Raw genomic sequence first — 15,487 nt, 5'->3', positions numbered from 1 at the left:
CCGATCCAGCCGATGGCTCAATTCTAGCGAATTCCATTGGTGAGGGATAGATCTATTTATAGATCCATTAACTAATGGAGGCCATTATGGCTCACATTCGCATTCGCCCGAATGGGCGTATTCAATTTGATTTACATCTTTATGGGCAACGCTTTCGTGAAGGCACTAAGCTCATGGCAACACCTGCCAATTTAAAAAAAGCCAATACTCTACTCAAAAAAATGAACGCGGAAATTGATTTAGAAACGTTTCAGTATCGTGATTATTTTCCTGAGAGTAAAAAAGTAGCGAAGTTTGAAGCTCTACAGCGCAGTAAACACCCTGATCGCCTTCACCCATTTTTTAACGATTACGCTAATGAGTGGTTTGACCGTCAAAAAGCTAAATGGAAAAGCAGTTACCAAAGCGTAGTACGCAATACGCTCGATACCTATTTGATCCCTGAATTTGGTAATATACTGATTAGCGAAATTACACTGGCCAATGTAGATTATTTTCGTGAAAGCTTAACGTTAATACAAAAGAATGGCCGACGAAAGCTCACCAACAAGCGTATTAATGGCATTTTATGGCCACTTATTGCTATTTTAAGCTTGGCGGCTGAAGAGCATAACTTTCCTTACCCCATGCGCCGATACAAAGTACTTAAAGAAGAACGTGCCGATTCTAACCCGCTAACGGCGGATGAGGTTCAACGCTTTTTGGAAGAAGTGCCTACACAGTGGAATGATTACTTTAAAGTACGCTTTTGGACAGGTATGCGAAGTTGTGAAGTGCATGGTTTACGTTGGGAAGACATAGACTTTAATCACCGCCTTATTCGTATTCGCCATAACTGGGTGAATGGTGAGTTGTGTGATGTGAAAACGCCTAAGTCACGCCGAGAATTAAAAATGTGCGATACGCTTTATACGCTATTCAACCGCGTAAAAGAGCAAGCGAATAATGACTTTGTATTTACGCATAAAGGTAACCCTCTCGAAAACCATTTTGTGAGTAAACAGCTGTGGTATCCCACACTAAAAAAAGCGGGCTTAGCACGAAGACGCCCTTATGAAACACGCCACACTGCAGCTGTGCTACATATTGCCGCGCACGAAAACCCGCTATATATCTCACATATGCTTGGGCACAGTGATACGCGTTTATTATTTGAGGTTTATGCGCCGTATGTTGCTAATGCATCTAGGCAGGATGGGTTTGCGTTTAATGAAATGATGATTGAGCGTGGGATTGCATGAAGCGCTTAATTAAAATACTAAATAAAATTAGCTACGTTTTTACGTGCTAACTCGGGAATCAATAGTGCCATATAGCCAGTAATTTGAACCCAAATTATATACGTAGTCCATAGATATACTAGAAGGTGAGATAGAAACCTCACCTTCTATAATCTACATATATTTCTACAATAACGCTTTTATTGCCATAGCAATATGCTCAGCTTGCGCTTGAGATGCGACAGAATCTGTAGACTCAACCATAACGCGGATGAGTGGCTCAGTACCAGATTTACGCAGTAAAACGCGCCCTGTATTTGCCAGTATAGTTTCAGCTTCGGTTACAGCTTGTTTTACTGAGTCAGTATTAAGTATGTCATCGGCATTATTTTGTGTTAAACGCACGTTTAAAAGTACTTGCGGTAGTTTTTGCATACCTGCTACGTAATCTTTTAATGATTGTTTTTTCTGAATTAGCGCTGTTAATACTAGGAGAGACGCAACAATACCATCGCCCGTGGTGGCATAATCTAAGTGTAGAATATGGCCAGAGCCTTCCCCGCCTAATTTCCAGCCGATGTTTTTAAGCTGCTCAACAACATAGCGGTCGCCTACTTTTGCCCGCTTAAATGGAATATCCATGTCTTTCAGCGCAAGCTCTAAGCCTAAGTTCGACATAAGCGTACCTACAACACCGCCGTTCATATTACCTTGTAGCTTTGCCGCTTTTGCAAGAATATATAAAATTTGGTCGCCATCAACAACGTTTCCCGCATCATCAACAAGCATTAGTCTGTCGGCATCACCATCAAGCGCAATACCTAAGTCTGCATTGTTTGCGACTACGGCAGTTTGCAAACTATCTAAATGGGTAGCACCGCATTGCTCATTAATATTTAAACCATCTGGTTTGTCATTAATGCTGATCACATCAGCACCTAGCTCGGAATAGACATTAGGTGCAATGTGGTACGCTGCGCCATTGGCACTATCTACAACAATTTTTAAGCCTTCTAGGGTTAAGTCTTTGGCAAATATGCCTTTACAAAATTCAATGTATCGGCCGGGGGCATCGTTAATACGCCTTGCTTTACCTAAACGCTCTGAGCTTACACACTGCATGGCATCATTTTTTAATGCTTGTTCAAGCAAAGCTTCAATTTCAAGCTCTTGCTCGTCATTTAATTTAGTGCCAGAATTATTAAAAAACTTAATACCGTTATCGTAGTACGGGTTGTGCGAGGCACTAATTACAACGCCGGCATCAGCTCTAAAAGTTGAAGCCAAGTATGCAACAGCCGGGGTTGGCATTGGGCCAACAAAGGCAACATTTACACCCGCAGCAGAAAGCCCAGCCTCCATTGCCGATTCAAACATATAACCGCTATTGCGTGTATCTTTACCGATTAAAATCTCTTTAGTACCGCTTGAGGCTAAAACCGTACCTGCAGCCCAACCAAGCTTCATTGCAAAATCAGGCGTAATAGGGAACGTGCCTACTTTGCCTCTTACACCATCGGTACCAAAATACTTACGTGACATGATTATTCCTTTATGAATTTTACAAACGCGATACGCGTTATTAATTTTTAGTTGACTCTATTATTTAAAAAATAAAGCTTTATTACAAAACACAAAAAGCGCGAGTTAAACTCACGCTTTAAATTTAATTTATAGGGCCAAATACCTACCTTTACATCAACAAAGTGCGAAATAAAATTCTTAATTAATATTGACAATATTTTGTTCGCTTGGGACTGGCTGCGCTTGCTTAACATTCCAAACCAAATCACATATACCATCCGTTGGATTAAAGCCAGTTGGAGCATCTAATAATAATTGACGTATTGTCTCGTGATCAAAGTTATGACAGGCAATATCTAATGCTTCTATGAATACATTAAGCTCAGACAAGGGCAGCATGACTTCATTCGCTGTCATTATTCTTTCATGAGAGGTCTCACCAACATTATCTCCGATCAGCAGTTCTTCATAAAGCTTTTCACCTGGGCGTAAGCCCGTGCACTTAATCTCAATATCACCATGGGGATTGGTATCGCTTTTAACTTCAAATCCAGAAAGGCGAACCATTTTTTTCGCAAGGTCTTTAATTTTAACAGAGTCACCCATATCAAGCACAAATACATCGCCGCCCTTGCCCATTGCACCGGCTTGTATTACTAATTGCGCAGCTTCAGGAATCGTCATAAAAAAGCGGGTTATACCTGGGTGGGTAAGGGTTATTGGCCCACCTTCTTTTATTTGCCTACGAAATAATGGTACTACAGAGCCACTCGACCCCAGTACATTGCCAAAGCGTACCATACAAAAACGTGTTTTATGTTTTACACCTTGCTCTTGCGCTAACCCTTGCAGCGCAAGCTCTGCCATACGCTTAGTCGCCCCCATTACATTCGTTGGGCGTACTGCTTTATCTGTTGATATAAGCACAAAAGTCTCAACCTTTGCATTTACCGCTGCTTTTGCTGCGTAGTAAGTGCCAAACACATTATTACGTACACCTTCTACTACATTATGCTCAACTAAAGGAACATGTTTATAAGCAGCAGCGTGATAAACCGTTTGAACACCAAATGCCACCAATACAGTTTCAATACGATTAATACGTTGAACAGAGCCCATTATAGGCACTAGTTCTATATTTAGACTGTTATTGGTAATGTATTCACAAAGCTCTTTTTCAATTGAATATAGAGCAAATTCACTTTGTTCAAATAAAACTAATTTTGTTGGTTTTTGTTTAACTATTTGCCTACATAGTTCAGAGCCAATAGAACCTCCTGCACCTGTAACCATAACTACTTTATTTTCAATATTCGCAGTCATTAAATCAATATTTGGTTCTACTGGATCGCGACCAAGTAAATCTTCAACACCCACTTCAGCTATTTCCGCAAGCTTTGCTTTGCCTTCAACAACATCAGCCATGCCAGGCATTGAAAGTACATTAATAGCTAAAGGCTCTAATTGAGAGAGTATTTCTTTTCGGCGGGAGCGTGTTGCACTTGGGAGCGCTAATAACACTTTGCTTACTTTACGCTTATTTACTAGCTCGTAAATATCTTTGAAGCACACGACAGGTATGCCTTGGATTATTGAGCCATGCTTAGTTAAATCATCGTCAATAAAGGCCTTCACAAAATACTCTGGCCCAGCACCTAAAGCAGTAGCTAGCTGCCGCCCAGCAGAGCCTGCGCCATAAATAATAACAGACTCTTTATTACTGGTTGTCATCTTGCTAATCATCGCGCGAACCAATATTCGTGATCCGCCAACGGTTAACAAACATAACCACGCAAATATAAACGGCATTGTACGTGGTATGTCAATACCAATAAAAAAGGCGATTAAAACCAAGCTGATTGTTGTTATTACCGTCCCGATGACAATAGCCCAGATCGCTTGCGAGTTCATGTACCTAAGTACAGCACGATATAAGCCTAAACTTACAAATGTATATAAGCTAACCGGTATTAACACTACTAATAAAAGCCAATTATCTAAACGCTGGAGTGGCGCTAAGCTATCAAGCCTCACAATTAGCGCTAGCCAAAACGCCAATACAATAAAAAACGAATCAATACACAATGTAATGATTCGTTTTTTAACACGCGAGGCGTTTAAAATAGAGCGAATGAAACTATCCATAACACGTTCCTTTGTGGTGTAAATACGAGGTTAAGCCAGTATTGTATAAAAATTAACAACATGGTAACTATACCAAATAACAAACTAGTGTAATTAGCTTTAAATAAGTTTATTTATTGAGTAAATAGAAAAAATAATAGCGCTTAATTACAACGGTTATAAATACCATGGATATCACTATTGGTGTAATAAATGATGGTAAAATGTGTCTCATAAATGTCTTTGCCTGAGACTCATTTTCAAATAACTGTTTGGATTAGTTAGTCAAAAATTAAAAAAAGCATCCCCAGTATAATATATAATTGGGGCCATTTTACTATTATAGCTAGTTGGCCTTATTTAACCCTATCCCCACTACCACTACCAGTAACTGTCATTAGTATGTATTTAAAGTAATTACTAATTGTGAGTGTATCAATCATTTCACGATCAGTTTTAGCAAGTAGTTCAGGGGTAGACATATCGATTTCGCTAACTTGTGCTAAACCAGTAATCCCAGGGCGCACTGCAAACACATTTTTAGCTTCACGTGCTTGAGTTAACTCCTCTTGGTTAAACAAACCTGGTCGAGGGCCGACTAAACTCATTTCACCTTTTAAAACATTCCACAACTGTGGAAGCTCATCAAGCTTAGTTTTACGTAAAAAGTTACCAAATGAGGTGATTGATGCTGTTCTTGCTAAGTGACTTGCGACCGATGCAGTACCAATAGTCATAGTCCTGAACTTAACCAATGTGAATGGTTTTTTATTTCGACCAACACGCTCCTGCATAAATATAGGTGAACCAGTATCAAATAAACCAATAATATATAAAATCACTAAAAATGGCATTGCAAATAACAATCCAAAAAGTGAAAACCAAAAATCGAGTAAACGTATCATTTATAAATCCATTAATTATCTCGTGTAGACTTTTTAGCTGCTAATTCGAAACCATGCTCAACGGAGTATGGAGGCGTCCAATTAAGCGTGTTTTTTGTATGGGTTATATCTAGCTGAAGGGAGCCCGTAAGCCTATTTATGACGTCAGCTTTATTTAGCAGCTTTCCTGCTAACTTAAAACACCAAATAGGCACTGGTAAAGCGATATTTTTTTTATTTTGTACTTTTGCCATTAATGCCACCATTTCAGCTGTAGACATATCATTATCATCACTAACTAAAAACTCCTGATTAGCTGCTTTGGGATGCTCAATACACACTTTTATTAAATCAACTAAGTTATAAACAGAGACTAAGCTTCGCTTATTATTTTTTATTGCTCTAAAGGGCAGTGGTAACCCTTTATTAATAAGACGCATTAGTGATGAAAAATTTGCTTTAACCCCTTCACCATAAACTAATGGACTGCGAATAATTGTATAGGTTAAACTACTTTCTTTAACATATTGCTCAGCTTCTAATTTGGTTTTAGTGGTATTATTAAGTCTACTCACATTATGTAATGTTGAAAAAACATTAGCTTTCCCCTTGTTATTTAAGTATACATTTGCTGTACTTAAGTAAATAACTTTAGGAATACCCAACCATGAAGCTTTAGTTAAGACCTTTTTTGACAAGTCAACATTTAAGCTATAAGCCTCTTTATCTGAGTAAGCTTCGTGAGCGGCACCTGCCAAGTGTATCAACGCATCAAAATTATAATCTTGAAAGCTTTCTGATAAAAAGTATTTATACGTAATAGTTTCAACCGCTTCTCTAGGCACACACTCCCTCTCAACAAAGCATATATCTGCTTCATAGCCAATAAGTGAATTCGTCAAGTGACGACCAATGAAACCACTCCCACCTGTTATTAATAACCTCAAGTTAGCCCCCTTAAGATCATGGTTATAAGATCAGCGTCTCAATTATTGCCTTATTGACTTTTTTTACATCATACTTTTCCACTACAATTTTACGGCTATTATAACCCATAATTTTTATTAAGCTCCTATTAACAATAAACCTTTCCATTGCTGTTGCTAACTCTTCTACATTTTTTGTCGGAACTAGGTAGCCATTGTATCCTTCTTTGACTGTCTCTCTACACCCTGGTGCGTCAGTAGTTATTATGGGCATTTCCATAGACATAGCCTCTAACGTTGAACGAGGTGTTCCCTCTCGGTAAGAGGGTAATATAAACACATCAGCATTTTGATACACACACTTTATGTCTCTAACGTTGCCCAGATAAGAAATCAAGCCTGATCCTATGTGTTTTTGCATTTCAGCCTCTGATATTGCAGAAGGGTTCGAGTCAAATGCACCTGCGATCAAAAACTCAGCATCTGGATAGCTCCTCTTTATTATCTTAGCAGCTTCAATATACTCAAAAACGCCTTTATCCCTAAGTAGCCTGCCGACAAATAAAAACCTTATAACCTTAATTTTAGTATGAATTGTATTTTTAAAGTAGTCGATATCAACGCCAGAACCATTAATCAATACTGCTTTATCACTACGAATTAGCTGATTTTTAGCAAAAAACCTTAAATCATCAGGATTTTGAAAAAACACTTTGTTATTAAAATACAGAGATAATTTATACTGTAGTTTAATAACGACTGATAACAGCTTAGCTTTTAAACATTTATCAGTGAAGGCATATCCCATTCCTGTTATATTAGAATAAATAAATTTCTTCCCCAAAATCCCCCCTGCTAGTGATGAATAAATTGTTGGCTTTATAGTATAATTTAGTATTATGCTTGGATTTACTTTCTTGATAGTTCTTATTATTTTCAAAAACATCATTAAGTCCACCAGAGGATTCATTCCAGCTCTATCAACATTTAAGTTATAAAAATCGACTCCATTATTTATAAAATCCTGTTTTTGACTGGAGCTGTCTAATAAATTACAGTCATTAGGGCACAAAATTGAGACTTTCCCCCCCTCTGATATCAATGAAAATACGAGCTCTTTCCTAAAGTTCGTAATTGTAAATGGGGAGTTTGCGACAAATAAATAATGTTTCAAAACAATAATTCTCCTTCATCAATAATACTATTTCACTTAAATAAATGTGTCTTTTATGAAGATACTGCATGGTTTCAAAGATCCTCCTTACATTGAATATAAGGATTAACCAACGCACTTATTGTGTAATTACAGCCCTCTACTTGCTTTCGGCGCTAAGCCAGCATCATAATAGTGCGCCTAGCGATATTGTAATATCAGTTGATATAATCACTAAACCCGAATTTAGCACCTTTAAAGTTTACATATCCAATCTTTAACATCCATTCCGTTTAACCGTTGCTATGAGATCGCTCCATTGGCCCGTTATCCTAATAGTTTCAGGCATACTCATACATTACATAACTTTATAACGTCATAAACGTTAACGACATTTCAAATTTGTATAATGACTATCAAGTACTGTCGGTTTTCCTCTACTGGACTTCCCAGCTTTCACTAGACAGCTTTTAACTCATAATAGTACGCTTCTTCAAACTTAGCAGGTGAAACACCGCCTGTGTGTGAATAGCGCTTTTTTGGATTGTAAAACATTTCTATAAAATTAAATATCTCAGCTTTCGCATCTTCGCGTATCGAGTTGTTTAGTGTCGCTCTCCCATACAGAAAGACAGGCAAACACTTATATTAGCTGAAAATCGCTGTTCTAAACAATTTATTACCATGGTACTTTAAATGCCTAGTAGGCGGGTATACAGCTCTGTTTATTACATATAGTGATAGGTGGTATATATGAGCACTTCTATATAGTTTATCTTATGTCAATGGTACTGTAACTTTGTGAGGTTAGGTAAATATATAATTTAAATGGCTAATATAGGTAAACCCGCGCTTTAAAACTAACTCATAATATAAAAATAGAGGGTATAGTATGTACATAGAAATAAAAGCAATAGTTCTAGTGAATGTACTCATTGGTGCTTTGTGTAATATCCAAACCAAACCAATTATTGACACTATATCGAAATAAGAAGAAAGCCGAGAAAACATATTAGCAGCCTGAAAAGTACCATAGTAAAAAAAGAGGAATGAGATAATGGAGCAATTACCAGAAACGATTACTAACTTACTACTATATTGATTTATATAATCACGATATATATAAAAAAGTATCGGTGTCACGGCGTAAACACTTAGCCTAACAAAACTCCCCCCCTTAGTGCCTTCTATGTAATCCATATTATAATTGACACTTATTAAACTCAAAACCTCTAATATATTTGAAATACTTCCAGAAATAATAGGTCCAGAAATCAATAGGAACAAAAATAAAATAAGTTTCCGTCTACTCCAAATATTATCCCCTATAAATAGAAAGACTAAGTAAAATGATATAAAAGGGTGTATAAATATAGCTAATATCAGAGCCCACAAGTATTTCAGTCTATTATTAACACAATAGTCGTAAAAAAACCAAATACCAACAGCCATTGCCAACACTTGCTTCATCGCAGCCATACTTAATAAAAGCAATCCAAAACATGAAAAAATCAAAAATGATGAAGATATTGATACACTTGCTTTACGAAAAAACTGCATGAACGAAAAGCTAATAATAGAAGCATTTAAAAAGATGAATAAATAAGGATCAACAGAAATATATTTCTTAAAAAAGAGTTGCAAATTATAAAATAAAGGGTTATCTCCTAACTCACTAATAATAAATACGTTTTTAAAATTGCTATTTTGTTCTAACCTTAAAAAGTTATAAATGTAGCTCTCAGTATCATTAAACTCTAATCTACTACCAATTAATACTGTTAAAAAAATCATACTTAATAGAAAGAAAAATGTTTTGTTTCCTTTTTCATCTGAAAAATCAGTTAAAAATGAGAAAACCCAAATAAAAAATAGAATTATATAAAATAGCAACGTTTATAGTCCTATACGTCATATACTAATAATAACGGCTAACTAGCTCCCAGCCAGCCTATTCCGAATTACTTTCCCAGGGTTACCAACTACAATAGAATAAGGTGGTATATCTTTAGCAATTACACTACCTGCGCCTAATACACAACCTTTTCCAATCGAAACCCCCGGTAAAATAATCACTCTTCTACCTATCCATACATCATCCTCGATGTATACAGGAGCTATTTCTTTGAAGCCTTGCTGACACATAGGTATATCAACACGATCAATTGCATGATTACGTGTATAAACAACAACCTCAGGCCCCATCATAACATTGTCACCAATGTGTGTTTGCGGTCCTACTTGAGCCTTGTAACCGATTCCTGAATTGTTCCCAATACTAATATTTGAGTTAAATTTTGCAAATTTCTCAATGTTTATATTATTACCACAATTAGTTATTATCTTAGAACATAAAAAGCGTCGAATTTTCAGGCCAATTGACACATGATATGATCGACCATAAGCATTCAAACGAAAGTAAGATGTCGGTAATAGTGGTGATGTAAGATGGTATAAAATAGAGTAAATTCTTTTCATTGTACCTTTCCAGCTAATTTATAAAGTGTGTTGATTTCTTCTTCATTTCCAAAATCTGCACTATCACAATACTTCGCTAATTTTGACAATAAAATTTTATCGGACATAATTTTTGACAACTGCAAAGCACACTTTGTGTTTTCCATGGGGACAATTATGCCATCAACCCCATTATTAATTTGGCTAGGCGCTGTAGCGTAGTCTGTTATTACAACTGGCTTACCTAAAATTTGAGCCTCTCTAACGGTAACAGATTTCCCCTCATAACGAGAAGGTTGCACATATATATCGCATTTCTTAATATATGGGTAAGGGTTTGCCTTTTTTCCTAACAGTATAACTACGTCGCTAAGTCCTAGTTTATCAATATTATCTCTTATAATATCTTCTTCTGAACCATAACCTATTATATACCATTTAAAACGGCAACCGTATTCAAGAAGATTTTTAGCAATCTTCGGTATGTTGTCAAAATTTTTCGCCCTGCAATATCGACCTATTGAGAGAATAATTTGCTCGCTAATTACACGCGGCATATCCTCCATTGCAACATTTAAATTAGACTGTTTAACTATTGATTTTTTAGAAAGTATATTTTCAATAACTTTAGCTTTATGATTTAAGGAAGGATATTTTAGTTTGAAAATTTCATTACAATCTTTTGAGACGTTTATAATATAATCGAGCTCAGAGTAAACTCTAATATCTAGCTCTTCATTGACAGATAATTGTTCATAATCTGTATGAACCCAACCTAGCCTAATTTTGGCTACAACCTTTTTGCAGACTACATCAGGAACTCCTAAGAAATTGATCGCCATATCATAATTCCCAGGGATCTGAGGCAACTTATTAATTATATTTTTATGGGTATACTGCTGGGCTATCCAAGAGCTGTAAGGTATTTTATTACGCTTACGATAAATATAGCATTCGATCTTACCAATTAGGCGGGCAACACCAAACCTAAAGTATTTACTGAAAAGTACTTTTCGAAGTGGTCGTTCATAGTTTGAATATAGAGGATCATTAGGGATAATTTTTACCGGTGCGGGGATTAATGGCAAAAAATCCCCTTCATGATGAAATAACTTTAAAGATACATCACACTTCTCATAGTCTATCGAGGAGAGTAAGCCTATTAAGCTCCTCTCAGCTCCACCAATATTCATAGTTTTCATAACAATTAATATTTTTAACTTATTCACTTTCTGCTCTCATAAGTATTAGTTAACTTATCTAGAACCTTTGATAAAATAAAGTTGCTGTTTTTTATAGCTAGTTCTCTAGTACTGATAGGCATTTTTGACTCATGTGCTAATTTCTTTATACATAAGAGCCATTGTTTTTTATTCTGTAATTCGACTCTATGAATTAGTCCCAGCTTCATGTCAGGCTCTGGTTGAATATTTTCAGAAACAACACATGGCAAGCCACTTGCCTGAGCTTCTAAAAGAACAATACCAAATCCTTCATATAGTGATGGAAGAATAAAAACATCGATAATAGACATTAAATCCGGTATGTCATTGCGTTGGCCTAAAAACCTCACTCGGTCATTCAAACCTAAAATGTTCACTCTTTCCTGTATATTTGATTTCGATGCACCTTCTCCAATTAAAATCAAACAATAGTTATCTTCAATTGAGGTAAGCTCATTAAATATATCTATAATAAAATCATGATTTTTTGCTTTTCCAAATCGTCCGACATGGCCAATAATCTTAGTTTTTGGGTGGATGTTGAGATCTTTTCTCAGATTATTTTCTTTTATCGATAAAAAGCTTTCCAGCTCTACTGCATTTGGTAGGTAAGAGTAACTATTTGACTCAACATTAAACTTTGTGAACATATGATTTGCAGCGGCTAAACTACATGCAAAATAGTGAGTTGCATAATTATTTATAGAAAAATGCATTATCTTTCTATATATGTAGTGAGGGAGTGATTTTCGCTCACCAATGCTTGTATTATGAGAGTGAGCAATCCTAATATTAACATTCTCTTTATAAGCAGCGTATAAAGCAAAGCCCATGTTATAAGTTGTATGGGCATGGACTACATCATATTCCCCCTCCTTAATGATCCTCCTTATGGATCTAATAAAAGACACCGCATTTCTAAAGTTAAACGGGGCTATCTTATATATATTACCACCGAGATCCTGTATTTCCTTATCATAGTAACCTTCTTCCCCTTCTGAATAATAAGTAAGGAAATCGAATGTGTAATTTTTCTTATTAACTCCCCTAAATAGGTTCATTATGTAAGTTTCTGTACCACCTAAATTCATCTTGCCAACAATGTGAAGAATCTTTTTCATATAAGAGCCAATGTACCCTACTTTTACTATTTATCGAATCGTCTTTATGTATTTTTCCGCAATCTTAGATATTTCAAAGTCTAAGACTCTTTTCTGTGACATTAATGAATAATGCTGTCTAAGCTCTAAACTCTCCATTAGTTTAATCATAGATCGACTAAGCTCTTCGACATTATCATTTTTGACCAAAACTCCATAATCTCCGCCAGATAGTATCTCTGAAGGGCCAGATGGGCAATTAGTTGAAATTACAGGCAAACCATAGCTCATAGCTTCGGTTATCGCATTACCAAAACCCTCAACTAAGGAACTAAAAACGAAAATATCAGATTGCTTGAGATATTCACCAGGGTTTTCTACAAATCCAGTCAAAGTCACATGGTTTTGTAAGCTTAAGCTACATACTAAACCCTGCAGTTTTTCTTTTAACGGCCCATCTCCTAATATTATCAATTTTGCTTTAGGGTTAATATCTACACAAGCTGAAAATGCCTTTATCAGTAATTCATGATTTTTTAAACTAATAAGTCGGCCAACTGAAATATACTCGACATTCTCTTTTTGTACTGGTAATACGCTATATCGATTTAATTTAACAGGATTATGAATGACAATAATTTTACTAGCATTCAAGTGAAAATCACTTACAAGTGATTCTTTTATACCATGTGAAATAGCAATTATCCTATCAGCCTTGCTATAAAAGAATGTAATCAACTTATTTATTAAAAGATTATTTCCAGAATTAAAATTACTAAAACTGCGTTCAGAAATCACTATTTGGTTTTTATTCCCAAATAGCTTAGACATAACATTACAAACATTAGCTCTAAACAACATAGAGATAGAGTGATCAATCTTATTTGCTGATAATAAATTAGCTAATTTCAAGGCTTTCCATAGAAGAAGAAAGTATTCGACATAGCGAATACTTTTTCCTCCAAGCCTATGTACAATGACTTGACTCGGTAGTTCGTATTCAATATCGTCATTATTTAACAACACAAGATGTATTTCGGCACTATTAGTTGATAATATGTACTCCAATAATTGCTGTGTTACCTTTTCAGCACCGCCTCCTCCGAAGCTATTAATTATAAAAGCTATTTTCTCCATAACGCCCTTCTAAATAAATTAAAACATTACTACAAAACATAACGTGTATTCCATGGTCTGATATTAGCAACTTAACCCTGACTATAAACCTATAGCTTTTCTTCTAGCTAGTTAAGTCAGTAATAACCAGTTATTCTAACCCTATGTAACTTATTTTTAGCTGCTATATTATGGATAGCTAACTTCAGCATGGCCCTATAGACTTCCTTAGCATATTGTAAGTGGCTATAAATACAATCAGTAAAAGCAAGTAAATCTATCACCACCGCATCATTTATGTGAAAACTAACACCCAAAACGTCCATGTGTTTACAGGAATGCCACTTCCTTACTGAACAGAACAGTGTTCAGCACTTATGAATTCGATTAATATACTTATGAATTCACATTTATCGCTCTAAAGCCCGTGAAAAAGATCAAAAACTACGTTGAAGTTAACGTTCTACCTTTCATATAGATATCTACCTGCTGATCATTAATTCTTATCCCAGCACAGTGATATTCTTTGTTTTGTTGTACTCGATCTTTATCAGATCAGCCCCCCAAAAATAGGTCACCACTTAATATACCGAATGAAAGTTTCGAAAACTTAATAATTTTGAATTGTCATCCGTGGATACACTTTACTGAGATCTTATACTGAAAAGTTATATACGTTCACTATAACCGAGACAATCATTAGCTTTTATTCATTTTCTGAAAAAAAGTAAATGTTGTTACATTTACTAAAAGTGATTTTCAAATGCGTAATAAGCTGTCTTGCAATAATATTCTGATATTGAAAGGGAAATGTCATAATTTGTAAGGATGAATACCTGTGTTATACAAGTCTGCATAAGGATTAAGACTATTTAATCCAATATCTAGCGCATATACATTGATTGTATCTGGTACTGAAAGAATTTATTTCGTGCTCGCGCTAACACAATTCAACTAATTCTTTGTAACCATTAAATACACTATTAGATAGACAATATTTAACTCGGAGAAATAAGGCGAAAGCTTTACCTTTATTGGGGCATACTATGTCAAATAAGTAGCCATACTCAGAGGACTGATTTAATGCTCAGAGAAATTCTCCCATATAAAAATACATTTTACAAAATATAAGCCATATATATCAACTTAATGCTTTACCTTTACCTTTACCTTTACCTTTACCTTTACCTTTACCTTTACCTTTACCTTTACCTTTACCTTTACCTTTACCTTTACCTTTACCTTTACCTTTACCTTTACCTTTACCTTTACCTTTACCTTTACCTTTACCTTTACCTTTACCTTTACCTTTACCTTTACCTTTACCTTTACCTTTACCTTTACCTTTACCTTTACCTTTACCTTTACCTTTACCTTTACCTTTACCTTTACCTTTACCTTTACCTTTACCTTTACCTTTACCTTTACCTTTACCTTTACCTTTACCTTTACCTTTACCTTTACCTTTACCTTTACCTTTACCTTTACCTTTACCTTTACCTTTACCTTTACCTTTACCTTTACCTTTACCTTTACCTTTACCTTTACCTTTACCTTTACCTTTACCTTTACCTTTACCTTTACCTTTACCTTTACCTTTACCTTTACCTTTACCTTTACCTTTACCTTTACCTTTACCTTTACCTTTACCTTTACCTTTACCTTTCCCTTTACCTTTACCTTTACCCAATAATTGTACAGGGTATATCTTGTCTAATATCTATGTCTATTATGTATTGGCAACCGAAGTCAAATATCAA

The 15,487-nt window shown here is 35.5% G+C and carries 12 protein-coding genes; 1 reads left to right on the top strand and 11 read right to left on the bottom strand.

Annotation, left to right across the window (positions count from 1 at the left end; all coding sequences use genetic code 11):
- The first annotated feature begins 86 nt into the window (after positions 1 to 86).
- Entirely contained in the window at positions 87 to 1,241 is a 1,155-nt protein-coding gene (locus PESP_RS02240; RefSeq protein ID WP_089349079.1) for an Arm DNA-binding domain-containing protein, read from the top strand.
- A 165-nt stretch (positions 1,242 to 1,406) separates the two neighbouring features.
- Here PESP_RS02240 and glmM read toward each other — a convergent pair whose 3' ends face one another.
- The 11 genes from glmM to PESP_RS20420 form a co-directional block, all read right to left on the bottom strand.
- Positions 1,407 to 2,762 (bottom strand): phosphoglucosamine mutase, encoded by a 1,356-nt coding sequence (gene glmM, locus PESP_RS02235; protein ID WP_089346582.1) that lies wholly within the window; start codon positions 2,760 to 2,762, stop codon positions 1,407 to 1,409.
- A 180-nt stretch (positions 2,763 to 2,942) separates the two neighbouring features.
- Positions 2,943 to 4,889: a polysaccharide biosynthesis protein gene (locus PESP_RS02230; RefSeq protein WP_089346581.1), complete on the bottom strand. Its 1,947-nt coding sequence runs from the start codon at positions 4,887 to 4,889 to the stop codon at positions 2,943 to 2,945.
- Between the two features lie 335 nt (positions 4,890 to 5,224).
- Entirely contained in the window at positions 5,225 to 5,773 is a 549-nt protein-coding gene (locus PESP_RS02225) for a sugar transferase (protein ID WP_089346580.1), read from the bottom strand.
- 11 nt (positions 5,774 to 5,784) lie between these two features.
- Complete coding sequence (locus PESP_RS02220) at positions 5,785 to 6,699, bottom strand: NAD-dependent epimerase/dehydratase family protein (protein WP_089346579.1); 915 nt, start codon at positions 6,697 to 6,699, stop codon at positions 5,785 to 5,787.
- A 22-nt stretch (positions 6,700 to 6,721) separates the two neighbouring features.
- Positions 6,722 to 7,852, bottom strand: coding sequence for a glycosyltransferase family 4 protein (locus tag PESP_RS02215; RefSeq protein ID WP_089346578.1), 1,131 nt, complete (start codon positions 7,850 to 7,852; stop codon positions 6,722 to 6,724).
- Positions 7,853 to 8,638: 786 nt separating this feature from the next.
- Positions 8,639 to 9,724, bottom strand: coding sequence for an EpsG family protein (locus PESP_RS02210; RefSeq protein ID WP_089346577.1), 1,086 nt, complete (start codon positions 9,722 to 9,724; stop codon positions 8,639 to 8,641).
- Between the two features lie 42 nt (positions 9,725 to 9,766).
- Positions 9,767 to 10,309, bottom strand: a complete 543-nt coding sequence (locus PESP_RS02205; protein ID WP_089346576.1) for an acyltransferase — start codon at positions 10,307 to 10,309, stop codon at positions 9,767 to 9,769.
- Positions 10,306 to 11,517, bottom strand: a complete 1,212-nt coding sequence (locus PESP_RS02200; RefSeq protein WP_089346575.1) for a glycosyltransferase — start codon at positions 11,515 to 11,517, stop codon at positions 10,306 to 10,308. The genes PESP_RS02205 and PESP_RS02200 overlap by 4 nt, the downstream gene beginning before the upstream one ends.
- Complete coding sequence (locus tag PESP_RS02195; protein ID WP_089346574.1) at positions 11,514 to 12,632, bottom strand: glycosyltransferase; 1,119 nt, start codon at positions 12,630 to 12,632, stop codon at positions 11,514 to 11,516. Before PESP_RS02195 ends, PESP_RS02200 begins: the two co-directional genes overlap by 4 nt.
- A gap of 30 nt (positions 12,633 to 12,662) precedes the next feature.
- Positions 12,663 to 13,748 carry a glycosyltransferase gene (locus tag PESP_RS02190; RefSeq protein WP_089346573.1) on the bottom strand — a complete coding sequence of 362 codons (1,086 nt, stop codon included), beginning with the start codon at positions 13,746 to 13,748 and terminating at the stop codon, positions 12,663 to 12,665.
- 1,120 nt (positions 13,749 to 14,868) lie between these two features.
- Positions 14,869 to 15,417 (bottom strand): hypothetical protein, encoded by a 549-nt coding sequence (locus PESP_RS20420; protein ID WP_164504403.1) that lies wholly within the window; start codon positions 15,415 to 15,417, stop codon positions 14,869 to 14,871.
- Between the last annotated feature and the right edge of the window lie 70 nt (positions 15,418 to 15,487).

The organism is Pseudoalteromonas espejiana DSM 9414, from assembly GCF_002221525.1.
Taxonomy (GTDB): Bacteria; Pseudomonadota; Gammaproteobacteria; order Enterobacterales; family Alteromonadaceae; genus Pseudoalteromonas; species Pseudoalteromonas espejiana.
Note: the sequence above shows the minus strand (reverse complement) of the source record. Positions and strands in the feature narration are given on the sequence as shown.